This window comes from Halorubrum shenae (assembly GCF_051194165.1).
Taxonomy (GTDB): Archaea; Halobacteriota; Halobacteria; order Halobacteriales; family Haloferacaceae; genus Halorubrum.
This window is the reverse complement of record NZ_JBLZNI010000002.1, coordinates 189,902-210,647: the sequence shown is the minus strand read 5'-3', so window position 1 is coordinate 210,647 and position 20,746 is coordinate 189,902. Positions and strand designations below refer to the sequence as shown.

General features: G+C 68.1%; 23 protein-coding genes. 17 read left to right on the top strand and 6 right to left on the bottom strand.

Annotated elements, in window-relative coordinates; translation table 11 throughout:
- The first annotated feature begins 51 nt into the window (after nucleotides 1-51).
- The gene (locus tag ACNS88_RS03830) at nucleotides 52-1,947 is read left to right on the top strand and encodes a PINc/VapC family ATPase (RefSeq protein ID WP_435094070.1); all 1,896 of its coding nucleotides are present in this window, start codon (nucleotides 52-54) and stop codon (nucleotides 1,945-1,947) included.
- Nucleotides 1,948-2,117: 170 nt separating this feature from the next.
- Nucleotides 2,118-3,266, top strand: coding sequence for a citrate synthase (citZ, locus tag ACNS88_RS03825; RefSeq protein ID WP_435094068.1), 1,149 nt, complete (start codon nucleotides 2,118-2,120; stop codon nucleotides 3,264-3,266).
- Between the two features lie 45 nt (nucleotides 3,267-3,311).
- Here the strand turns inward: citZ and ACNS88_RS03820 are convergent, their stop codons facing one another.
- Complete coding sequence (locus ACNS88_RS03820; protein ID WP_435094066.1) at nucleotides 3,312-4,364, bottom strand: M42 family metallopeptidase; 1,053 nt, start codon at nucleotides 4,362-4,364, stop codon at nucleotides 3,312-3,314.
- A gap of 140 nt (nucleotides 4,365-4,504) precedes the next feature.
- Here ACNS88_RS03820 and ACNS88_RS03815 point away from each other — a divergent pair, with 140 nt between their 5' ends.
- The 7 genes from ACNS88_RS03815 (at nucleotide 4,505) to ACNS88_RS03785 (ending at nucleotide 9,151) form a co-directional block, all read left to right on the top strand.
- A complete protein-coding gene (locus tag ACNS88_RS03815; protein WP_435094064.1) occupies nucleotides 4,505-4,762 on the top strand; it encodes an MTH865 family protein in 258 nt (85 codons plus the stop codon).
- 80 nt (nucleotides 4,763-4,842) lie between these two features.
- Nucleotides 4,843-5,601 carry a J domain-containing protein gene (locus ACNS88_RS03810; protein WP_435094062.1) on the top strand — a complete coding sequence of 253 codons (759 nt, stop codon included), beginning with the start codon at nucleotides 4,843-4,845 and terminating at the stop codon, nucleotides 5,599-5,601.
- Between the two features lie 36 nt (nucleotides 5,602-5,637).
- Nucleotides 5,638-6,678 carry an NAD(P)-dependent alcohol dehydrogenase gene (locus tag ACNS88_RS03805; RefSeq protein ID WP_435094060.1) on the top strand — a complete coding sequence of 347 codons (1,041 nt, stop codon included), beginning with the start codon at nucleotides 5,638-5,640 and terminating at the stop codon, nucleotides 6,676-6,678.
- A gap of 67 nt (nucleotides 6,679-6,745) precedes the next feature.
- On the top strand, nucleotides 6,746-7,189 hold the full coding sequence (locus tag ACNS88_RS03800; protein ID WP_435094058.1) for a hypothetical protein: 444 nt from the start codon (nucleotides 6,746-6,748) through the stop codon (nucleotides 7,187-7,189).
- A gap of 59 nt (nucleotides 7,190-7,248) precedes the next feature.
- Entirely contained in the window at nucleotides 7,249-8,427 is a 1,179-nt protein-coding gene (locus ACNS88_RS03795; protein ID WP_435094056.1) for a thiamine pyrophosphate-dependent enzyme, read from the top strand.
- Nucleotides 8,428-8,468: 41 nt separating this feature from the next.
- Nucleotides 8,469-8,738, top strand: coding sequence for an AbrB/MazE/SpoVT family DNA-binding domain-containing protein (locus tag ACNS88_RS03790; RefSeq protein ID WP_435094054.1), 270 nt, complete (start codon nucleotides 8,469-8,471; stop codon nucleotides 8,736-8,738).
- The gene (locus ACNS88_RS03785) at nucleotides 8,735-9,151 is read left to right on the top strand and encodes a type II toxin-antitoxin system VapC family toxin (protein ID WP_435094052.1); all 417 of its coding nucleotides are present in this window, start codon (nucleotides 8,735-8,737) and stop codon (nucleotides 9,149-9,151) included. Before ACNS88_RS03790 ends, ACNS88_RS03785 begins: the two co-directional genes overlap by 4 nt.
- Here the strand turns inward: ACNS88_RS03785 and ACNS88_RS03780 are convergent.
- Nucleotides 9,146-10,459, bottom strand: a complete 1,314-nt coding sequence (locus ACNS88_RS03780) for an NAD(P)/FAD-dependent oxidoreductase (RefSeq protein WP_435094050.1) — start codon at nucleotides 10,457-10,459, stop codon at nucleotides 9,146-9,148. The genes ACNS88_RS03785 and ACNS88_RS03780 overlap by 6 nt on opposite strands.
- A gap of 437 nt (nucleotides 10,460-10,896) precedes the next feature.
- On the opposite strand from ACNS88_RS03780, the gene ACNS88_RS03775 reads away from it, so the two are divergent.
- From ACNS88_RS03775 to ACNS88_RS03755, 5 genes are all read left to right on the top strand, one after another.
- Nucleotides 10,897-12,123 carry a pyridoxal-phosphate dependent enzyme gene (locus ACNS88_RS03775; protein ID WP_435094048.1) on the top strand — a complete coding sequence of 409 codons (1,227 nt, stop codon included), beginning with the start codon at nucleotides 10,897-10,899 and terminating at the stop codon, nucleotides 12,121-12,123.
- Between the two features lie 62 nt (nucleotides 12,124-12,185).
- Nucleotides 12,186-12,773: a GNAT family N-acetyltransferase gene (locus tag ACNS88_RS03770; RefSeq protein ID WP_435094046.1), complete on the top strand. Its 588-nt coding sequence runs from the start codon at nucleotides 12,186-12,188 to the stop codon at nucleotides 12,771-12,773.
- 66 nt (nucleotides 12,774-12,839) lie between these two features.
- Nucleotides 12,840-13,241, top strand: coding sequence for a cytidine deaminase (gene cdd / locus ACNS88_RS03765; RefSeq protein WP_435094039.1), 402 nt, complete (start codon nucleotides 12,840-12,842; stop codon nucleotides 13,239-13,241).
- Nucleotides 13,242-13,309: 68 nt separating this feature from the next.
- Complete coding sequence (locus ACNS88_RS03760) at nucleotides 13,310-14,137, top strand: nucleoside phosphorylase (protein WP_435094037.1); 828 nt, start codon at nucleotides 13,310-13,312, stop codon at nucleotides 14,135-14,137.
- An 80-nt stretch (nucleotides 14,138-14,217) separates the two neighbouring features.
- Nucleotides 14,218-15,399, top strand: a complete 1,182-nt coding sequence (locus tag ACNS88_RS03755; RefSeq protein WP_435094035.1) for an NAD(P)/FAD-dependent oxidoreductase — start codon at nucleotides 14,218-14,220, stop codon at nucleotides 15,397-15,399.
- Between the two features lie 177 nt (nucleotides 15,400-15,576).
- Here ACNS88_RS03755 and ACNS88_RS03750 read toward each other — a convergent pair whose 3' ends face one another.
- Nucleotides 15,577-16,110: an Rrf2 family transcriptional regulator gene (locus ACNS88_RS03750; protein ID WP_435094033.1), complete on the bottom strand. Its 534-nt coding sequence runs from the start codon at nucleotides 16,108-16,110 to the stop codon at nucleotides 15,577-15,579.
- A 66-nt stretch (nucleotides 16,111-16,176) separates the two neighbouring features.
- Nucleotides 16,177-16,392 carry a hypothetical protein gene (locus tag ACNS88_RS03745; protein WP_435094031.1) on the bottom strand — a complete coding sequence of 72 codons (216 nt, stop codon included), beginning with the start codon at nucleotides 16,390-16,392 and terminating at the stop codon, nucleotides 16,177-16,179.
- A 101-nt stretch (nucleotides 16,393-16,493) separates the two neighbouring features.
- Here ACNS88_RS03745 and rocF point away from each other — a divergent pair, with 101 nt between their 5' ends.
- Nucleotides 16,494-17,399, top strand: a complete 906-nt coding sequence (gene rocF, locus ACNS88_RS03740) for an arginase (protein ID WP_435094029.1) — start codon at nucleotides 16,494-16,496, stop codon at nucleotides 17,397-17,399.
- Nucleotides 17,400-17,414: 15 nt separating this feature from the next.
- Here rocF and ACNS88_RS03735 read toward each other — a convergent pair whose 3' ends face one another.
- Nucleotides 17,415-17,711: a DUF7565 family protein gene (locus tag ACNS88_RS03735; RefSeq protein ID WP_008004411.1), complete on the bottom strand. Its 297-nt coding sequence runs from the start codon at nucleotides 17,709-17,711 to the stop codon at nucleotides 17,415-17,417.
- Nucleotides 17,712-17,829: 118 nt separating this feature from the next.
- Between ACNS88_RS03735 and ACNS88_RS03730 the strand changes: the two genes are divergently transcribed.
- Nucleotides 17,830-18,648 carry a PHP-associated domain-containing protein gene (locus ACNS88_RS03730; RefSeq protein ID WP_435094027.1) on the top strand — a complete coding sequence of 273 codons (819 nt, stop codon included), beginning with the start codon at nucleotides 17,830-17,832 and terminating at the stop codon, nucleotides 18,646-18,648.
- A 27-nt stretch (nucleotides 18,649-18,675) separates the two neighbouring features.
- On the opposite strand, the gene ACNS88_RS03725 is transcribed toward ACNS88_RS03730, so the two are convergent.
- A complete protein-coding gene (locus tag ACNS88_RS03725; protein WP_435094025.1) occupies nucleotides 18,676-19,179 on the bottom strand; it encodes a metal-dependent hydrolase in 504 nt (167 codons plus the stop codon).
- 120 nt (nucleotides 19,180-19,299) lie between these two features.
- Between ACNS88_RS03725 and ACNS88_RS03720 the strand changes: the two genes are divergently transcribed.
- A complete protein-coding gene (locus ACNS88_RS03720) occupies nucleotides 19,300-20,403 on the top strand; it encodes a pyridoxal phosphate-dependent aminotransferase (protein ID WP_435094023.1) in 1,104 nt (367 codons plus the stop codon).
- The last annotated feature ends 343 nt before the right edge of the window (nucleotides 20,404-20,746 follow it).

Here is a 20,746-nt window from a genome sequence, read left to right as displayed (position 1 = left end):
GCGGCCGCCCGGGTCGAACACGCTTATACGGTTCCCGCCCCGATTTACGGTATGAACGTAGTACCGGACACCAGTGCGGTCGTTGACGGCCGCGTGTCCGAACGCGTCGAGGACGGGACCTACGAGGCGGCGACGGTCCTTGTCCCGGAGGCGGTCGTCGGCGAGCTGGAGTCGCAGGCCAACGACGGACTCGAATCGGGCTGGGACGGGCTCAGCGAACTCAAGCGGCTCGCCGACGACGCCGACGAGGGGACGATCGAGCTGGAGTACGTCGGCGAGCGCGCCGACGGCGACGCCCGCTCTCGCGCCCACGAGGGCGACGTGGACGCGCTGATCCGCGAGGTCGCCGACGACCGCGACGCCACGCTCCTCTCGAGCGACATCGTCCAGGCCGAGGTCGCCCGCGCGAAGGGGATCGACGTCGAGTACGTCGAGCCGGTCGCCCGCGGCGTCGTCGACGAGCTGCCGATTCAGGACTTTTTCACCGACGAGACGATGTCGGTCCACCTCAAGACGGGCACGAAGCCGAAGGCGAAGCGCGGGTCGCTCGGCGAGATGCGCTACGTCGTCATCGAGGAGGAAGAGACGAGCGAGGCCCAGATGGACGAGTGGGCGACCGCCATCGTCGATCTGGCCCGCCAGTCCACCGACGGGTTCATCGAGCTCTCCGACGACGGGATGGACATCGTCCAGTTCCGCAACTACCGGATCGCGGTCGCGCGACCCCCGTTCGCGGACGGGATCGAGGTCACGGCCGTCAGACCGATCGCGAAGACGACGCTCGACGACTACGAGTTCGCCGACGAGCTCCGCGAGCGGTTCCTCGAACAGAAACGCGGCGTGCTCATCTCCGGATCGCCGGGCGCCGGGAAGTCGACGTTCGCGCAGGCGGTCGCGGAGTTCCTGAACGACAACGATTACGCGGTCAAGACGATGGAGAAGCCGCGGGACCTCCAGGTCGGTCCGGAGATCACCCAGTACGGCGCGCTGGGCGGCGAGATGGAGAACACGGCCGACTCCCTCCTCTTGGTCCGCCCCGACTACACCATCTACGACGAAGTCCGGAAGACGAACGACTTCGAGGTGTTCTCGGACATGCGGATGGCCGGCGTCGGGATGGTCGGTGTCGTCCACGCCTCCCGCGCCATCGACGCGCTTCAGCGGCTCGTCGGTCGGGTCGAACTCGGGATGATCCCCCAGATCGTCGACACGGTCGTGTACATCGAGGCCGGTGAGGTCCACACCGTCTACGACGTGACCACGGAGGTGAAAGTGCCCGCGGGGCTCACCGCCGAGGACCTCGCGCGCCCGGTCATCCAGGTGTCGAACTTCGAGACGGGCCGGCCGGAGTACGAGATATACACGTTCAACCGGCAGGTCGTCACGGTCCCGCTAAACGAGGACGGCGGCGAGGCCGAAACCGAGACCGGCGTCGGTCGGATCGCGAAACAGGAGATCGAACGCGAGATCAAGTCGGTCGCGCACGGCCACGTCGACGTCGAGCTCAAGGGGAACGACGAGGCGGTGGTGTACGTCTCCGAGGGCGACATCGGCACCGTCATCGGCAAGGGCGGCGGTCGCATCAGTGACATCGAGAACCGCCTCGGGATCGAGATCGACGTCCGCACGCACGACGAGAAGCCCGGAGGAGGCGGTTCGGGCGGCGACGGGCGCGGTGCGAACGGGCAGGGGGGCAGTCGGAGCGGACAGGTCGGCGAGGAGCGCGGCACCGTCGTGGCTCCCGAGATCACCTCCCGACACGTCGTCATCGACGTCGACGCCGGCGTCGGTGAGACGGTGGAAGTGCGCGCGGACGGCGAGTACCTGTTTACCGCCACCGTCGGCCGCGGCGGCGAGGTGCAGGTGTCTCGCGGCTCCGCGATCGCCGAGGAGCTGGAGGACGCGATCGATCGGAATCGCACCGTGACGGTCGTCCCCGCTCGCTGATCGTCGCGTTTCTGCGCTCGTTTCGGGGGTGATCGACGTGCTTCGCTGCTGGAGATCGCGAAAACCGACCGACAGCGAAGCCGACATCCGACGCGAGACATTTCGACGATCGTCGTGGGTATTCCTCCTGAAAGATAACGCTTTTTTGCTGGTGGTCGGAAGGGGGTTGCATGTCAGACGAGTTAAAGCGCGGGCTCGAAGGCGTCCTCGTCGCGGAGTCGGATCTGAGCTACGTCGACGGCGAGGCCGGTACGCTCGTGTACCGTGGCTACGACATCGAGGACCTCGCCCGCGGCGCGAGCTACGAGGAGGTGCTGTACCTCCTGTGGCACGGCTCGCTGCCGACGCGCGAGGCGCTCGACGACTTCGCCGCGGATCTGGCCGCCGAACGCGCCGTCGACGACGGCGTGCTGGATACCGTCCGGACGCTCGCCGACGCGGGCGAGCGCCCGATGGCCGCCCTGCGAACCGCGGCCTCCATGCTGTCGGCGTACGAGCCCGAGGCCGACGCGGACCCCGAGGACCTCGAGGCGACGCTTCGGCAGGGCCGTCGAATCACGGCGAAGGTCCCGACGGTCCTCGCGGCCTTCGAGCGCGCCCGGCAAGGGAAAGACCCGGTCGCGCCCGACCCCGACCTCTCGCACGCCGCGAACTTCCTCTACATGCTCACCGGGACCGAGCCCGACGACGTGAGCGCGGAGACGTTCGACATGGCGCTGACGCTGCACGCCGACCACGGACTCAACGCCTCGACGTTTACCGCGATGGTGATCGGCTCGACGATGGCCGACGTGTACTCCGGCGTCACCGGCGGGATCGGCGCGCTCTCCGGGGCGCTCCACGGCGGGGCGAACCAAGACGTGATGGAGGTACTCCAGGAGGTCGACGCCTCCGGTAAAGACCCCGTGCAGTGGGTGAAAGACGCGCGCGAGGAAGGCCGACGCATCCCCGGCTTCGGACACCGCGTTTATAAGGTCACAGACCCCCGCGCGAATATCCTCAAAGAGAAGCTTCGGGACCTCGCGGAGTCGTCCGGCGACACGAAGTGGCTCGACTACACCACCGCGATCGAGCAGTATCTCACCGAACAAGGGCTGCTCGAGAAGGGGATCGCCCCCAACGTCGACTTCTACTCCGGCTCCGTCTACGACTCGCTGGGGATCCCGGTGGACATGTACACGCCCATCTTCGCGATGAGCCGCGCCGGCGGCTGGATCGCCCACATGGTCGAGTATCAGGAGGACAACCGCCTCATCCGCCCGCGGGCCCGATACACCGGCCCCGAGGCCTCGGAGTTCGTTCCCGTCGACGAGCGGTAAGCCCTTGAGGGCGGTCCGGGGTCGCGGGCCGACGCCCGTTCTCTTTTATAAAGTGTAGTCGTGTTCGCCGGTTTCTGACTCTAAAAAGGCCGTCAGCAGGTCGATCGTCGCGGCCACGTCGTCGCCGTCGGCGGTCTCGGTGACGGTGTGGAGGTACCGCGTCGGGATCGAGATGGCGCCGACGGGCTTCGCGCCAGCGGTGTTCTGGAACCCGGCTGTGTCGGTGCCGCCCGCGGGCAACACCTCGTGTTGGTGGTCGATTCCCTCCTCCTCGGCGACCGCGGTGAGCCGCTTGTGAACTTTCGGGCTGGTGATCACCGAGGAGTCTTTCAGCTTGATCGCCGTCCCCTCGCCCAGTTCGGTCACGGCGTCGGCCGCGTCGCCGATCTGGGGCACGTCGTTCGCGACGGTGACGTCTAAGGCGATCGCGAGGTCGGGGTCGATGTCGACGCCGAGCGCGGTCGCGCCGCGGATCCCGACCTCCTCTTGGACCGTCGCCGCGAAGTGAATCGTCGCGTCGGGGTCGTCGATCCGCGCTGCGGCTTCGAGCGTCGCGAACAGGCAGATCCGGTCGTCGAGCGCCTTCCCCGTGATCCGGTCGCCCATGCGGGTCGTCGTCTGGTCGAGGGTGACCAGGTCGCCGACGCCGACGAGCTCCTCGACCGCCTCGGCGTCGCGACCGAGGTCGATGAACACGTCCGACACCTCATCGTCTGTCTCTTTCTGCTCGTCGGTGAGCGTGTGCGGCGGGACGGAGCCGATGACGCCGGTGATCTCTTCCTCGCCGTGGACGGTGACGCGCTGCGCGCGCAGCACACGAGCGTCGAACCCGCCGAGCGGGTCCACCTGGACGAACCCCTCGTCGGTGACGTGTCGGACCATGAAGCCGATCTCGTCCATGTGGGCCGCGACGGCGACCGAGTAGTCCGAGTTGCCCTCGATCGTGGCGACGACGTTGCCCATCGCATCGGTGCGGACTCGGTCGGCGCGGTCGGCGAACTCGCGACGGACGATCTCGCGGACCTCGTCTTCGTACCCAGGGACCCCTCGGGCCTCGGTCAACTCACGAAGCAGGTCGTACTCGAACTCGAACGACATGGGTCTCCCTCGCGACCCCATCGACAAAGTTCCGCAGGTTCCGGAACGCGCGCCCGGTTTCCGTAGATCCACTTATAAACTCACAATACATTTAGCGTTGTTCCGCAACGCTTTTGCGGTCCCTCCCGGGAAGTGAGTGTATGACAGACGTGAAAGCGGAACTCCGCGAACAGTTCTTAGAAGCCTTCGGCGGCGCCGACTTCCCGGTCGAGAACCAGATGGACCTCGTCCCCGCCCTCCCGAACGGGCCGGGCACGAAGTTCGAGGCCGGCGACGTGAGCCTCACCGCGATGGAGCTGGCCGCGAAGCTCGGCAACGAACAGGAGTTCCCCTACGACACGCCCGAAGCCCTCGTCGACGACCTCATGGACGGGCTCGAAGCGAAGGAGATGATCTGACGCTCCGGTACGAGGTCGCTTTTTATACCGCCTGCTGAGCCCGCCGAGAGGTTGATACGCTCGGAGCCACAACGGGTGGCGTGGTCGTCGAGCTCATCCGTCTCCTGCCGCCGTGGGTCGCGTTAGGGCTCGCGCTCGGCATCGTCGCGTCCGGGCTCGTCGCGCTCGCGTTCTACCTCGGAGACCGCTACGTGGGCCCGGTCCCGAGCGACGGCCCCGGAGGACGAGACGGGGCCGGTTCCGCTGGCACCGCCGCCAGTGGCACCTCCGGAACCCCGAGCGACGAGCGACGACGCCGGGAGATCCGCGAATACCTACGCGCGATCGGCGAGGGGTTCGACGAGGACCACGCGCTCGACGACGTGGCCGTTCCCTTTTACCTCCCGGAGCGCGAGGTCGCGATCACGTTCGACGCGCACGACTACTTCAGGCTAGAGGGAGAGGGTGTCTACACCGTCCTCTGTGAACACGAGATGCCCGGCCGCGGGCTCGGCCGTCGGCTTCCCTTCGACGTGGCCGAACCCGACTGGGCGACCGGCAGCCAGACCGGACGAGCCGGCCGTCGCGTCGGCGGCGCCGGTCGCACCGCTAACGGGGTCGGGCGGGCCGCCGGCGTGGGTGGCCACCGGCCCGTGGCGGCCGCCTTCGACGAACTCGACCTGGCGACCGACGCGGACGCCGACGAGGTGAAACGCGCCTACCGCGAGCGCGTCAAGGAGACCCATCCCGATCAGGGCGGCGACGAGGAGTCGTTCCGGCGGGTCCGAGACGCGTACGCGACCGCGCGCAACCACGTCGGCGAGGGGGACCGCGGCGTTCGTGAGCCCGCTTCGCGGTGAACGTTTATTTTCCGCCCCCGTGATATGTGATCGCACATGCAAGCAGCCAGACTCCACGAGTACACCGACGACATGAGCGAGGGGCTCGCGATCGACGATGTCGACCGACCGCACGCGACGGGAGCGAGCGACGTGATCGTCGAGGTAGAGGGCGCGGGATGGTGCCAGACGGACAACCACATCATCGAGGGAATGTGGGAGCAGTACGTCCCCCAGGAGCTCCCGATGACGCTCGGTCACGAGAACGCGGGAACCGTCGTCGAGACGGGCGCGGACGTCGACCTCGTCTCCGAGGGCGACCCCGTGATCTGTCACCCGGTCCAGACCTGCGGGACCTGCCGCCCCTGTCGGCTCGGCGAGACGATGTACTGCGAGAACGACGCGTTCAACGGGCTCACCACCGACGGCGGCTTCGCCGAGTACCTCCACACCAGCGAGCGCTCGGTGATCCCGCTGCCGTCCGGCGTCGAGCCGATCGACATCGCGCCTCACGCCGACGCCGGCATCACGGCGTACCACGCGGCCAAGAAGGCGGTCGGCGAGCTCAACCCCGGCGACCACGCGGTCGTCATCGGCGTCGGCGGGCTGGGCCACATCGGCCTGCAGTGTCTCGACGCGATGAGTTCGGCCCGGATCACCGCGGTCGATTTAAAAGAGTCCGCGCTCGACCTCGCCGAGGGGTACGGCGCCGATCATCTGGTTAACCCGGGCGAGGCGGACGTCCGCGAGGAGATCGACGGGATCACTGACGGGACGGGGGCCACACAGGTGCTCGACTTCGTCGGCGAGGACGTCACCACCGGGTACGCGCCCGATATCACCGCCGCCGGCGGCGACCACCACATCATCGGCTACGGCGGCCACATCCACGAGCCCGCGCAGGCGCTGGTGAACGGCGAGTTCTCGTTCGTCGGCAACATCGTCGGCCGGTACGCGGAGCTGCAGGAGCTCGTCGCGCTCGTCGAGCAGGGCGACGTGGATCTCCACACCAGCCGGTACGACCTCGGCGAGATCAACGCGGTCGCGGAGAAGCTCGAACACGGCGAGATCGACGGGCGGGCCGTGATCACGCCCTGAGTCGGGAGACTCAAATCGGCGTTTCATCCACGGGAAGGTCTTTCCCTTGCGTTACCGATCTCCGCATATGGATGACTCCCTCCTCGCCGAGTCGGGGCTCTTGTCGCCGCAGCAGTGGGCGCTTCTCGCCGGCGGTTACGCGTTCGGCTGTGCCGTCCTCACCGCGTTTTTGCTCTCGGATATGCTCGGACTCTTCGCGGAGGTGATCGGGCTTCCGGCCGCGTTCGCGATGCTGCTTCTCGCGACGCCGGCGCTCGTCGCCGGCGCGGGCAGCTGGTGGTTGCTCGTCGAACGACGGGGGACCGTCACGTATCTCCGCGGGGCCGCGTTCGGACTCCTCACCGCACTGGTTACCGGCGCCCTCTGGACAGTCCGGTTCGCGTTCGTCTGGGGGCCGGAGATGCTCGCGGCTGGCCCCGTGCAGCTGCTCGTCGGGGTCGTGTTCGGCGCGGTCTCCGTTGCGGGCGTCCTCGTCGGCCTCCCGATCACCTTCGCTCGGCGCCGGCTCTGAGAGCGGTCGGACGCCGCCGCGACCGCTACCTCCTTGTGATTGTGGAACACACAGGCGGTATGGATGAGAACGGCGCCGACACCCCCGGCTCCTCCGATTCGCCCGCCGGCTCCCCCAGTTCTGCGACCGATCCCCTCGCCGAGGAGGACTGCTATCGCGTGCTCGGGCCCGACGGCACCCCTCTACCGGACGCGACGGTCCCGGACCTGTCGGACGAGCGGTTCCGCGCCATCTACCGCGATCTGGTGACCACGCGCCGGTTCGACGAGCGCGCGGTGAGCCTCCAGCGGCAAGGGCGGATCGGGACGTACGCGCCCTGTGCCGGACAGGAGGGATCGGCGGTCGGGTCGACCCACGCGCTCGCGGACCGGGACCTGATCAGCTACCAGTACCGCGAACACGGCGCGGTCGTGGTCCGCGATCTCCTCTCGGAGTACCTCCCGTACTGGATGGGCCACGAGTCGGGAACCGAGGCGATCGCCGACGGCAACGTCTTCCCGCTGAACATCGGGATCGCGGCACATCTCCCGCACGCGGTCGGGGCGTCGTGGGCGTTCGACTACCGCGACGAGGACCGAGTCGTCGCCGTCCACTTCGGCGACGGCGCGACCAGCGAGGGCGACTTCCACGAGGCGATGAACTTCGCGGGCGTCTTCGACACGCCGACGCTCTTCTGTTGTCACAACAACGGCTGGGCGATCTCGATCCCCGAGTCGCGCCAGACCGCGAGCGACTCCTTCGCGCAGAAGGCGACCGCCTACGGCTTCGACGGTATCCGCGTTGACGGGATGGACCCGCTCGCGAGCTACGCGGTCACGCGAGAGGCGGCCGAGCGGGCTCGGGGGACCAGAGAGGACTCGGACGGCGGCAGCCCCCGCCCGGTCCTCGTCGAGTTCGTCGAGTACCGATTCGGCGCGCACACGACCGCCGACGACCCGACCGCCTACCGCGACCCCGACGACGTGGCCCCGTGGCACGCGCTCGACCCGATCGACCGGATGGAGACGTTCCTCCGGGAGACCGGGCGAATCGACGACGAGGGCGTCGCGGCGATCCACGACGAGGCCGACGCGGTCGTCGCCGACGCGATCGACGCCGCGGAGTCGGTCGAGGCCGACCCGAGCGACATGTTCGACGACGCGTACGCCGACTTACCGCCGGAGATCCGCCGCCAGCGCGACGAGCTGCTCGCGGCTGTCGACGAGCACGGTGAGGGGGCGTTTCTGCGGGAAAAGTAAGAAACAAATTTGTAAGTAAGGAGAGTGGATGTTGTGTAAGAATGAGTGTTTCAGAAGACGCAACGGTAACGAGTAAGGGACAGGTGACGATTCCGAAACGGATTCGAGACGCGCTCGATATCAACGCGGGCACCGAAGTCGAATTCGTTCTCGAAGGGGACGGGACGATCAGTGTTCGCCCGAAGCGGCCACCAATGGACCGACTACGTGACATAAAAGAGCGGCTCGCGGGACGTGATATTGATGTCGATCGAATGCGGCACGAGTCGAAGGATGCGTGGGAATCCGCGTACGATGGGGACGGTGAGTGATTTTTCTCGATTCGTGGATCTGGCTCGAGTACGTCTTCAGCGGCGACAAAGACGATCAGGCAGAGGCCGCAATCAAGCGCGCCAATTCGCCTGACTGCGGAGGGATCGTCGCACCGACAGTTCTAACGGAAGTCTCGTACCGAGTCCGTGTCGTCGAAGACGACGAGGGCGCACGTGAGATCATCGGTGTGATTCGCGACTACGAACACATCGAAAGCGTTCCACTAGTCGATGAGATCGCCGAGTACGCCGCAGAGCTTCGGTTTAAATACTACGAGCCAGGAGAGCGGGAACTCTCTTACGCCGACGCGATTCATCTCGCGAGCGCTGTTGCCCACGACGACTGTGACACGCTCTATTCGGGCGATCCCGGCTTCGAGGATCTTGACGAGATCGAGACCGTTGTTTTATAAATACTCGTCCGCCGCCGCGGCAGCCTCCTGTCCGCTCTCTAAGGCGCCCTGGATCGACGACCACTCGGTGTAGTCGCCCGCGAGGACGACCGGCCCCTCGGGGTCGTCCGGGGCCGGGAGGTCGGCGTGGATCCCCGGCGGCTGGGCGAACTGCGCGAACCGGATCCGGTGGACGTCGAGCGTTTCTAGTCCGGCGAAGTCGCGGTCTGGGTACCACGCCGCCAGCGCGTCGCGGACATCGTTGCGTAGGTCGGCGGCGGGGCGTTCGAGGGAGTCCTCTCCGAGGAACGTCGCCGCGAGCAGCGCGCGGTCGTCCGGGGCGTACTCGGGCGCGACCTCCGACATCGGGATTACCGCGTTCGGCGATTCCTCGGCGGCGTTCAGCAGGATCCGTTTGCCCGTCTCGAACGATTCGCCGGCGGGGAGCGTGTACCAGCCGGTCACGTTCGGGACGCCCTCGGTGGGGACCGACTTGACTCCGGTGAGGCGCCGGGCCTCCGGCGGGGTCGTCGCGACGACGACGGCGTCGGTCTCGTGCGTCGAGCCGTCCGCGAGTTCGACGGTCGCGCCGTCGTCGTTCGCCTTTCCGGTCCGGAACGGGATCCGACCCTGGCCCGCGGTTCGGATCGACTCCACGTCCTCGCCCGTCTCGATCGTTACGCCGGCCCCGCGGGCACGGGCGGCGAGCGCCTCGGGAATCGCGTGTATTCCCTCGGCCGGGACGCCGATCGCGCCGCGGCCCATCGCGCGGAACGTGTACTCGAACACCTGCTTCGAGGTCGAGAGGCTCCGGTCGAGGGTGATCCCGCCGTAGAAGGGCTCGACGAAGTTCTCGACGTAGTCGTCGGCGAACCCCCACCTGTGGAGGTACTCGCGGATGGATCTGTCCGGACCGCTGAAGAAGTCCTCTTCGTCCCGCTTCGCGAGGTCGTACCGGAGCGCGAGCGTCCGGAGCTTGTCCGAGAAGGAGACCTCGTCGTTCAACAGCGAGGGGATCGCGCCACGGGGGTCCCGCAGCGGGTCGGAGAGGGTCGATCGCGATCCCGGCCGGCAGATCGTCGCGCCGGGCGCGAATCGGCGGATGTCGAGGGTGTCGGCGTCGAGTTCGTCAGCGACCGTCGGGTAGCTGGTGAACAGTACCTGAAAGCCGCGGTCGAGGGTGAACCCGTCGACGGTCTCGGTCCGCACGCGCCCGCCGACCGCGGGGCGTCGCTCGTACAGCGTCACGTCTGCGCCCGCCTCGGCGAGTCGGGTCGCCGCGACGAGCCCCGCGAGCCCGCCGCCGACGACGGTGACGTCTTTACTCATACGTGCGTTTTCGGGTCGCGGGTTTATAAGTCGTTGACGGCGGAGCGAGGGTGGACACCTCCAAAACCTCAGTCGACCATTTATAAGCAATTGCCGACGGATCGACGGTGAACACCCACAAAGCCCCAGCCGTGAGGAGCGCGCACGCTCGCTGCGCTCCTCGGTCGCCCACTCCGTTCGCTCCCCGCGGTGCTAGCGTCGCCTCCGCGCTCCTCACGGCTGCCCCTTTGAGTCCCACCCGACCGCACCGCCCCGCAGCCTCACACCTCCCCAACCTCGTCGCTGGCGGCGGGAGCCGCCAGCGACTCCCTCGCGCGGTGCTGCTCGGCCGCGAAGCGGCCTCGCAGGCACGCGCCACTGCACGACTGGGGTGTCAATTCGATACCGTTCCACCGGCGAGAGGGAAGCGATTAGTCGCCGCCGCCGCAAGAGTCTGTATGGAGCTGACGGAGACGACGACGGCGTTCCGCGGGCTGGAGAGTCGCGCGTCGGGTCGCGTTCACGAGACGGCCGACCCGACGACCGTGCCGGCCGACGAGCAGGCGCGGGGGCTCGACCCCGCCTACGACTACGACGCGGTCGACCCGGAGACGCTCTTGGGCGCTCCGCAGGACGGCCCGGCCGGGACGGGACGCGGCCACTGGCGCTTCGACGCGCTGCTCCCGTTCCCCGCTGACGACGCGATCTCGGCCGGAGAGGGCGCCACGCCTCTCGTCCCGACGGAACGGCTCGCCGACGAACTCGACGTCGACGCGGTGTACGTGAAAGACGAGGGGCGAAATCCGACCGGAACCGTCCTCGACCGCGGCCTCTCGGTCGCGCTCACTGGGGTCGCGGCGCGGGCGGCTGCGGGGCAGGACGTGGAGCCGCTCGCGTGCGCGAGTCCGGGTAACGCCGGGCAGTCGATGGCGGCGTACGCGGGCCGGGCCGACCTGCGCTCGTACTCCTTCGTCCCCTCGCGCTGCGCGTTCTCGAACAAGGCGATGACGAACGTCCACGGCGGCGACATGCGCGTGGTAGGCGGACGGTTCCCGGACGCCGCCGACGCGGTCGACGAGCAGCTGGAGACGGCGTACACCGACCTCGCCGAGTTCGCGACGCCGTACCGCCACGACGGGGTGAAGACGCTCGCGTTCGAACTGGTCGCCGACCTCGACGCGGCGCCCGACGTCGTCGTCGTGCCCACGGGCTCCGGCGAGGTCGTCGCCGGGATTTATAAGGGGTTCGCGGAACTGGAGCGGATCGGCGCGATCGACGCCGTCCCGAAGGTCGTCGTCGCGCAGGCTGCGGGCTGTGCGCCGATCGCGGCCGCGATCGAACGCGACCTCGACGAGCCGGAGCCGTGGTCGACGCCGGACACGATCTGCGGGGAGCTTGAGATCGCCGACCCCGCGGGCGGCGCCGCCGCGGTCGAGGCGGTCCGCGAGAGCGACGGGACGGCGGTCGGCGTCGAAGACGAGGACATCCTCGCGAGCGCGGTCGCGGTCGCACAGAACGAGGTGATGGAGATGGGCGCCACCGGCGGCGCCGCTCCGGCCGGCGCGTGGGCGCTCAAAGAGGCGGGCTTCTTCGACGGCGACGAGACGGTCGTCCTGGTCAACAGCGACGCCGGGCTCAAGACGCCGGACGTGCTGCGCAGCCACCTGATGGGACAGGGTATTTAAATAGCAGTCGACGTCGGCGCCCGCGGGGAACCGTTTTTACGTCGGCACGCGTAGGTGTATTCATGTACGTCCGCGACGCTAAAAACCGTGACGAGGCGTGGTTACTGGACGCGATCGAGCAACTGGGGCTCGACGACGTCGCCTTCCGGTCACGGGACTACGTGATCGCGGTCGACGAAGAGTCGGGCGACCGGGCGGGATTCGGTCGGCTCCGGCTCCACCGCGGCGACGGGGGAGAAGACAACCGGATCGAGCTCACCGGCATCGGCGTGCTCCCCGAGTGGCGCGGTCGGGGCGTCGGGGCACACGTGGTCGAACGCCTCGTCGACACCGCGGCCGCAGACGGGTTCGAGACGGTGTACGTGCTCACCGATCAGCCGGAGTACCTGACGCAGTTCGGCTTTGCGGAGGTCGACACCGAGGACCTCCCGGAGGCGCTCTCGGACCGGCTCGACGAGAAGCGCGAGTTCCTCGGCGGCGGCGTGGTCGGGCTGCAACTGGCCACCGACGACTTCGAGATGCCCGACCGGTTCCGCGAGGCGTTCAAGGCCGCCGAGCTGGCGGACGCCGGCGACGACACGACCGAGTCGCCGGAGGACTTCGGGATCGACCCCGAGTCGGCGACGTACAAGTACGACACGGGGCGTTGACACCGCGTTCGGCTCGTCGTCGACTGCGATCCGACCGCTTAACGCCCCGCCGACCGACGCCCCGATATGGACCTCATCGAGGCCGCGCGCGACGCGCTCGCCGACGCGCACGTCCCGTACTCCGAGTACCGCGTCGGTGCCGCGCTCCGGACCGCCGACGGCACCGTGTACACCGGCTGTAACATCGAGAACGCCAACTACTCCAACAGCCTCCACGCCGAGGAGGTCGCGCTCGCGGAGGCGGTGAAAAACGGTCACCGCGAGTTCGACCGAATCGCCGTCACCTCGGGCGTTCGCGACGGCGTCACCCCCTGCGGGATGTGCCGGCAGTCGCTCGCGGAGTTCGCGGCCGACGACCTCGTCGTCGTCTGCGACGAGGGCGACGGCGAGACCAGCGCGTACACGCTCGGCGAACTGCTCCCGAACACTATCTCGGAGGGGACGCTCGACGACGCGCGGACGGACTGAGGGCGCGACGCGGCCGCCGACCGATCGAGACGGAACTCCTTTTAAACCGCTCGCCGAAGAACGGAGACATGACCGGCAAGAGCGACAGAAGCGAGGATCCCAACGACGAGGTCGGGTACCACGTCGAAGTGGGGGCGGACGACGTCGCGGACGCCGCGCTCCTCCCCGGCAACCCCGAGCGCGTGGACAAGATCACGGCGCTGTGGGACGGCCACGAGGAGGTCGCGCACCACCGCGAGTACCGCACCGCGACCGGCACCTACGAGGACGCGCCGATCTCCGTGACATCGACCGGGATCGGCTCGCCGTCGGCCGCCATCGCGGTCGAAGAACTCGCCAGAGTCGGCGTCGACACGTTCATTCGGGTCGGCTCCTGCGGCGCGATCCAGCCGGAGATGGACGTGGGCGACCTGGTGATCACGACCGGCGCGGTTCGGCAGGAGGGGACCAGCGACGAGTACGTCCGCGAGGACTACCCGGCGACCGCCGACGGCGAGGTCGTCTCGGCGCTCGTCGCCGCCGCGGAGCGGCTCGGATACGACTACCACACCGGCGTGACGATGAGCGCCGACTCCTTCTACGCCGGACAGGGCCGCCCCGGCTTCGAGGGGTTCGAGGCGGCCGGCTCCGACGAGCTGGTCGCGGAGCTTCAAGATGCGAACGTGAAGAACATCGAGATGGAGGCGTCGGCAATCCTCACGATCGCGACCGTGTACGGGCTCCGAGCGGGCGCGATCTGCTCGGTGTACGCGAACCGGATCACCGGCGAGTTCCGCACGGAGGGCGAGTCGCGGGCGGCCGAGACTGCCAGTCTCGCCGTGAAGCTCCTCGCGCGGATGGACGAGGTCAAGCGGGACGCGGGCGCCGATCGCTGGCATGCCGGGCTCTCGTTGTAAGGCGATGAGAGCCTGCTGACCGCCGGCGGTGTTGCGGGCGTTCCAAAGCGACTTTATCCTCGGACTGTAGAAATTTACGTATGACTACACAGGTCGTCGTCGTCGGTTCCGGCTATGCCGGCGCAGGGGCAGTGGAGGCGTTCGAGGACGAAGTCGGCGACGGCGAGGCCGAACTCACGTGGATCTCGGAGCACGACTACCACCTCGTTCTTCACGAGGTCCACCGCGCGATCCGCAACCCCGCGGTCGCCGAGAAGATCACTATCCCGGTCGACGAGATCAAATCGCCCGAGTCCGAGTTCGTACAGGGCCGCGTCGTCGACGTCGACACCGACGAGCGCGTCGTCGAGACCGACGACGGGACGACCGTCGATTACGACTACCTCCTCTTAGGAGTCGGGTCCACGACCGCCTTCTTCGGCATCGAGGGCCTCAAGGAGAACGCACACCAGCTCAAGAGCCTCGACGACGCCAAGGCGATCCACGAGGACATCCGATCGGCCGCCGCGGAGGCGACCCGCTCGGACCCCGTTGAGGTCATCGTCGGCGGCGCCGGGCTCTCCGGTATCCAGACCGCGGGGGAGGTCGCGGAGTACCGCGACAAACACCGCGCGCCCATCGAGATCACACTCGTCGAGGGCCTCGACGAGGTCTTCCCTGGCAACGACCCCCAGCTTCAGGGCGCGCTCCGCCAGCGGCTGGAGGAGGCCGACGTAGAGATTCTCACCGGCGACTTCATCTCGAAGGCCGACGAGGACGCGGTCTACATCGGCGGCGGCGAGGACGAGGAGCCCGAGGAACTCACCCACGACGTGTTGGTCTGGACCGGCGGTATCACGGGCCAGCCGGAACTAGAGAACGTCGAGGTCGACAAAGACGAGCGCTCCAACCGCGTCCACGCCGGCTCCGACTTCGCCACCAGCGACGACCGCGTCTTCGCCATCGGCGACACCGCGCTCATCGAGCAGGGCGACGACGACGTGGCGCCGCCGACCGCGCAGGCCGCCTGGCAGGCCGCAGAGGTCGCCGGCGAGAACCTCGCTCGGGCCGCCCGCGGCGCGCCTCTCCAATCGTGGGAGCACACGGACAAGGGGACCGTCATCTCGGTCGGCGAGGAAGCGGTCGCCCACGACGTGATGGGGATGCCGATCAAGACGTTCGGCGGCACTCCCGCGAAGCTGCTGAAGAAGTCCATTGCTGTGCGGTGGATCGCGAAGGTCTCCTCGGCCGGGCGCGCCGCGAGCGCGTTCGGCGACATGTAGCGTCGGCGACGGCGACAACCGGCCCGATAGACTTTTTCGGCGATCGACGGCTCGTGAGTCCGTGAGGCGTGGCGCTATCGGTCGCGGCGAGTTGGGATACCCAATCCGACCGGCCGTGCTCTGGCTACTGGCGGGTTCGGGGAGCGGACCGCAGAAGAACGTCGTCAGCGAGAGCGTTCAGTGTTCGGCGGGCTCGTCGGGCGCGCGCATGTCATCGATACGGAGGATGAGGATGTTCGCGGTGTCGTCTTTGCCGTCGACGGTCCCGTCGACGACGAGCTTCGAGAGCGGCGTCGGACCGACGGTGACGGAGTCACCCTCGTGGAAGTCTCGGACGGAGCCCTGCACGTGGATCTCAGCGCGACAGAGTTCGGGGTGGTGAACGCTGGAGAGGTCGATCCCGTCGACGTTCACGCCGTCGACCTCCTCGCCCTCGTGGAAGATGGGGACGTCGGCGGGTTCGTCCATGCGCTGGATGTCGAGCGCCTCGTACGCGTTCGAGGTCGGCTTGTAGCCGCCTTTCGGTCCCGGTACGCCCTCGACCAACTGGAGGGCTTTCAGGCTCTGCATCTGGTTGCGGATCGTGCCAGGATTGCGGTCGACCTCCTCGGCGATCGCCTCACCTTTGACGGCGTCTTCCTGCTCCCCGTACAGGTTAATGAGGGCCGTGAGGATGCTTTTCTGACTCGATGTGAGTTCGATCGATGACATAGACACGAATAGATTGCGACCCCGCTTAAAGGCGATGGAAGCTCTTTATAAACGATCGTGTGGTTCTCAGGACGTTCGGAGCCGACGGAGCCGGACGTACGCGATCGGACTGGAGAGGGCGACCACGGTGCCGACGCCGATCAGGGCCAGACCGAGATCGGCGGCGAAAAGGGCGACCACCGCACCGAGGAGTCCGACCACGGCGCCGGTGAACGCGACGGCGATCATGGCGCCGACCGGTTCGATGTCGGTCGGAGCGAAGTCGCCTCCTGAACCACTCATACCCGATCGTAGGCAGGCGGCCGTGAAAACCGTGTGCGATCGCGGCGCGACCGCGATGATGATTCCCACCATTCAAGCGTCCCCGAGCCGCTGTCTCTGCCATGACCACTGTCAGGATCATCGGCGCGCCGACCGACTACGGGGCGAACCGACGCGGCGTCGACATGGGACCGTCAGCGATCCGCTACGGCGGGCTGGCCGACCAGCTCGCGGGCGCGGGCGTTGAGACGGTCGACACGGGAGATCTCGCGGTCCCCCGTGCCGAGGAACGCGATCCGGACGCGGAGGCGCCGCGCGACGGGGACGCGAAGTTCCTCCGGGAGACGGCCGACGTCTCTCGTCGGCTCGCGGACGAGGTCGGCGAGACGCTCGCGGAGGGAAACGTGCCGCTCGCGCTCGGCGGGGATCACTCGATCGCTATCGGCTCGCTCGTCGGCTCCGCGCGCGACGCGGAGATCGGCGCGGTGTGGTTCGACGCCCACGCCGACCTCAACACGCCCGCGACGACGCCCTCCGGAAACGTCCACGGGATGCCGCTCGCGGCCGCGCTCGGACTCGGCGAGTTCGCGGACTCGGACTGGGCGACCGCACCGGGGCTCAATCCGGACAACGTCGCGCTCGTCGGGCTTCGATCCGTCGACGACGCGGAGGTCGAGGTGATTCGCGACCACGGGTTCGCGGCGTACACGATGTCCGACATCGACGACCGCGGGATCACGGACGTGACGGAGGAGGCGATGGCCGAGGCGTCTGCCGGCGTCGACGGCGTCCACGTCAGCCTCGACCTCGACTGGCTCGACCCCAAGGAGGCGCCCGGCGTCGGGACTCCCGTTCGCGGGGGCGTCACCTACCGAGAGGCGCACAGAGCGATGGAGTCCGTCGCCGAGACCGACTCCGTCAGGTCGATGGAACTCGTCGAGGTGAATCCGACGCTGGACCAGCACAACGAGACCGCGGAGCTGGCAACGGAGCTTGCCGCGAGCGCGTTCGGAAAGCGGGTGCTCTGAGCCGGGGAGTCCCCCTTACGGACTCCGGTCCAGCTGATCGACGACTCGCTGGAGGTCCGCTTCGCGCTCGATCTCGCGTTTGATCTCCTCGCGGCGGCGGACCGCCGCGGAGTCGGCGTCGTACGCGCGCACGAACTCGGCGCGGGTGTGCTCGTCGAACGCGTGCCGGATCGCGAAGTAGCCGTCCGGGACGATCGTCCCGCACACCTTACACTCGTGGCGCTGGTGGCCGTTCGTCTGGTGGACGATGGCCGACTCCACGTCGTCGAAGCCGGCGTCGCAGCCGTCAATTCCGCACGTCCAACGGGGCATGTCATCTCGTCCCTGCCGCGAGGGATTAACGGTTTCCCCCGGCGGCCGCCCTTCGAGGTCCAGCTGATACCCTCACACCGGTGAGACCGAGCGCGACTCGCCGTCGAACGATACGCCTTTGCTCGACCGCGAAGAATGGCCGTCCGTGACTCGATCGAGAACGCGCGTCGACGCCCACGTGAAGGTGCTCGACGACGACGTCGTGGCCCTCGCGAAGGAACGAGGGATCGACGCGCTCGTGTACGCCCCGCATTTCACTCGTCTGCCGACGATCCGGGAACGCGCGGGTCGGTTCTCCGACGACGACCTGACCGTGGTTCCCGCCCGCGAGGTGTTCACCGGTGACTGGGGAAACCGTCGACACATCCTCGTGCTCGGCTTAGACGAGCCCGTTCCCGACTACATCACGTTCGAGGCGGCGATGGCGGAGGCGGACCGACAGGACGCGGCCGTGCTCGCGCCGCACCCGAGCTTTGCGACCATCTCGCTCACTCGCCCGGAGATCGCGGCCCACGGTGCTCGGATCGAAGCGGTCGAGACGTACAACACCAAGCTTCTCCCGCACCAGAACGCCCGGATGCGCCGGATCGCCGAGGCCACCGACCAGCCGGGGTTCGGCTCGTCGTACGCCCACCTCCCCGGTACTGTCGGCGAGGCGTGGACCGAGTTCGACGGCGACCTCGACGGCGTCGATGCGGTCGTCGACGCCTTCCGCGAGGCGCGCCCGAGAACCGTGGTCCACCGCGGCGGGGCGGGCCATCAGCTCCGTGGACTCGTGGAGTTCGCTCACCTCGCGTACGAGAACACGTGGGAAAAGCTCGACCGGCAGTTCCTCTCGGGCGACGAGCCGACGCTCCCGAGCAACGTCGCCTACGAAGGCCGTTTCAACGACGTGATCGTCTACTCCGGAACGCTCTCCGATTATCGCCCGGACTAGATCCAGTTTCGTCTCGGTCCCGACGCCTCAGATCCCCAGCCCGGCGGCCGCCTCTGACGCGACCGCGGAGACGTCGAGATCGAGGTTCACGATGTAGGTGTGGAACGCCCAGAAGGCCGCGAGCTCCAGCGCCGTGATGATGACGGTGACGAGGTCGGCGTACTTGCTGCTCGTCGTCACGCCGGTTGGCATCCCGTACTCCGTGTCTGACAGCGGGTGGAACAGCGCGATGCCGCGGCGGCTCCCGACCACGTCGAGGACGTAGTGAGTCAACACGCCGATCCAGACGTACTGGAGATTTCCGAACACGATCGGGTACGCGAGGAAAATTCCGAGCACCGGGAGGCTGTGGAGCGTTTTCCGGTGGCGTCCGAAGGCGGTGTCGACGTCGGGGAACAGCGCGCCCAACACGATCGGGACGGTGATCTCGGCGACGGTCCGTGCGGTGGCCGCGTCGAGCCCGGGCTCGATGACGAAGCCGAGCCCGAGCGCTAACAGTAAGCCGTTGAGAACGTGACCCCGTTTGTTCATACCTCCGGGTGGCCGGGGCCGTAAGTGAAACCACCGGATCCGGACCCCTCGAGTGCGCCGTCGACGGCGCCCCGTCGCCGCGGTCGAAAGAGCCAGGGCGCCCGCCGCCGAGCGACCGGTATGGAGTACGAGGAGCCGAAGTTCTTCCACGTGATGCAGTACGCGGCCGCGGCCGACGGAGACGTCATCGACATGGTGAGCGGGAACCCCGACTGGGAGCCGCCGGCCGCCCTCCGGGAGGCGCTCGGCGAGTACGCCGACCTCCCCTCCGGGAAGTTCCAGTATCCGCCGAGCGAGGGACTGCTGGAGCTCCGCGAGGCGATCGCCGGACGGCGGAACGTCGACCCCGACCAGATCGTCGTCACGAACGGGACCGGCGAGGCGAACTACCTCGCGATGGCGCGTGCCTTCGAGCGCGACGCCGGCGACGAAGCGTTGTTGATGGACCCCGTCTACCCGTACTACCCCGGGAAGGTGGACATGCTCGGCGGGGAGTCGACGCTCGTTCCGACCGAGCGCGACGGAAGCCTCGATGTCGACGCGATCCGAGAGGCCGCAGGCGCGGACACCGCCCTCATCGTCTTGAACACGCCGAACAACCCGACCGGGGCCGTCTACGACCTCGACGCGGTTCGCGAGGTCGTCGCGGTCGCCGAGGCGGTCGATGCCCTCGTCGTGGTCGACGAGGTGTACGACCACTTCGATCTGACCGGCGACTTCGAGTCGGCGCTGACGCTGAACTCCGATCGCGTGATCGTCACCAGCGGCTTTTCGAAGTCGATGGCGATCACCGGGTTCCGGGTGGGATACGGGGTGTTCCCCGAGGCGCACGTCGGCGACGCCAAGACGCGGCACATGCTCGTGAACGTCACCGGCGCGCGCCCCTCCCAGTACGCGGTCAATCACGCGCTCGCGGAGACGCCGACGGATTACTACGCGGAGGCCCGCGACCTACTCGCCGAGCGGGTCGACACCTTCACCGACGCGCTCGACGCGGCCGGGGCCGAGTACAGCCGCCCGGAGGGTGCGTTCTACGTACTTGCGCGCTTCGACGACTTCCCCGGCACGATGGCGAACGTGAAGCGGCTGGTCGACGAGGCGGGCGTCGCCGGGATGCCGGGCGAGGCGTTCGGCACCGCGCGCGACGAGTGGATCCGGTTCGCCCTCGTGACGCCCCGGACCGCCGAGGCCGCGGCGCGACTAGCCGATTACTTTGCCGATTGAGCGCCCGGAGGCTGGGCCCTCCGATCTCCCCGAAATCGACGAACCGATCGCGGTGGCGCGCGCCGGTGAGCGCCCGGCAGGGCGCGAACCGCACCGTGCGAGGGACGCGGCGACCGAAGCGAAGCGAGGGAGCCGCGAGGCTGGGGAGGCGTGAGGCTGCGGCCGTGGTGATGAGCGGTTGTGGTTGGGTGGGACTCAAAGGGGCAGTCGCGAGGACGGCGCAGGCGACACAAGCACCGCAGCGAAGGAGCTAGCGACTGAGCGAGGAGCGCAGCGAGCGTGCGCCGTCCTCGCGACTGGGGCTTTGGAGATGTTCGCTGTCGGTCTGGTGCCAACGAGTTAT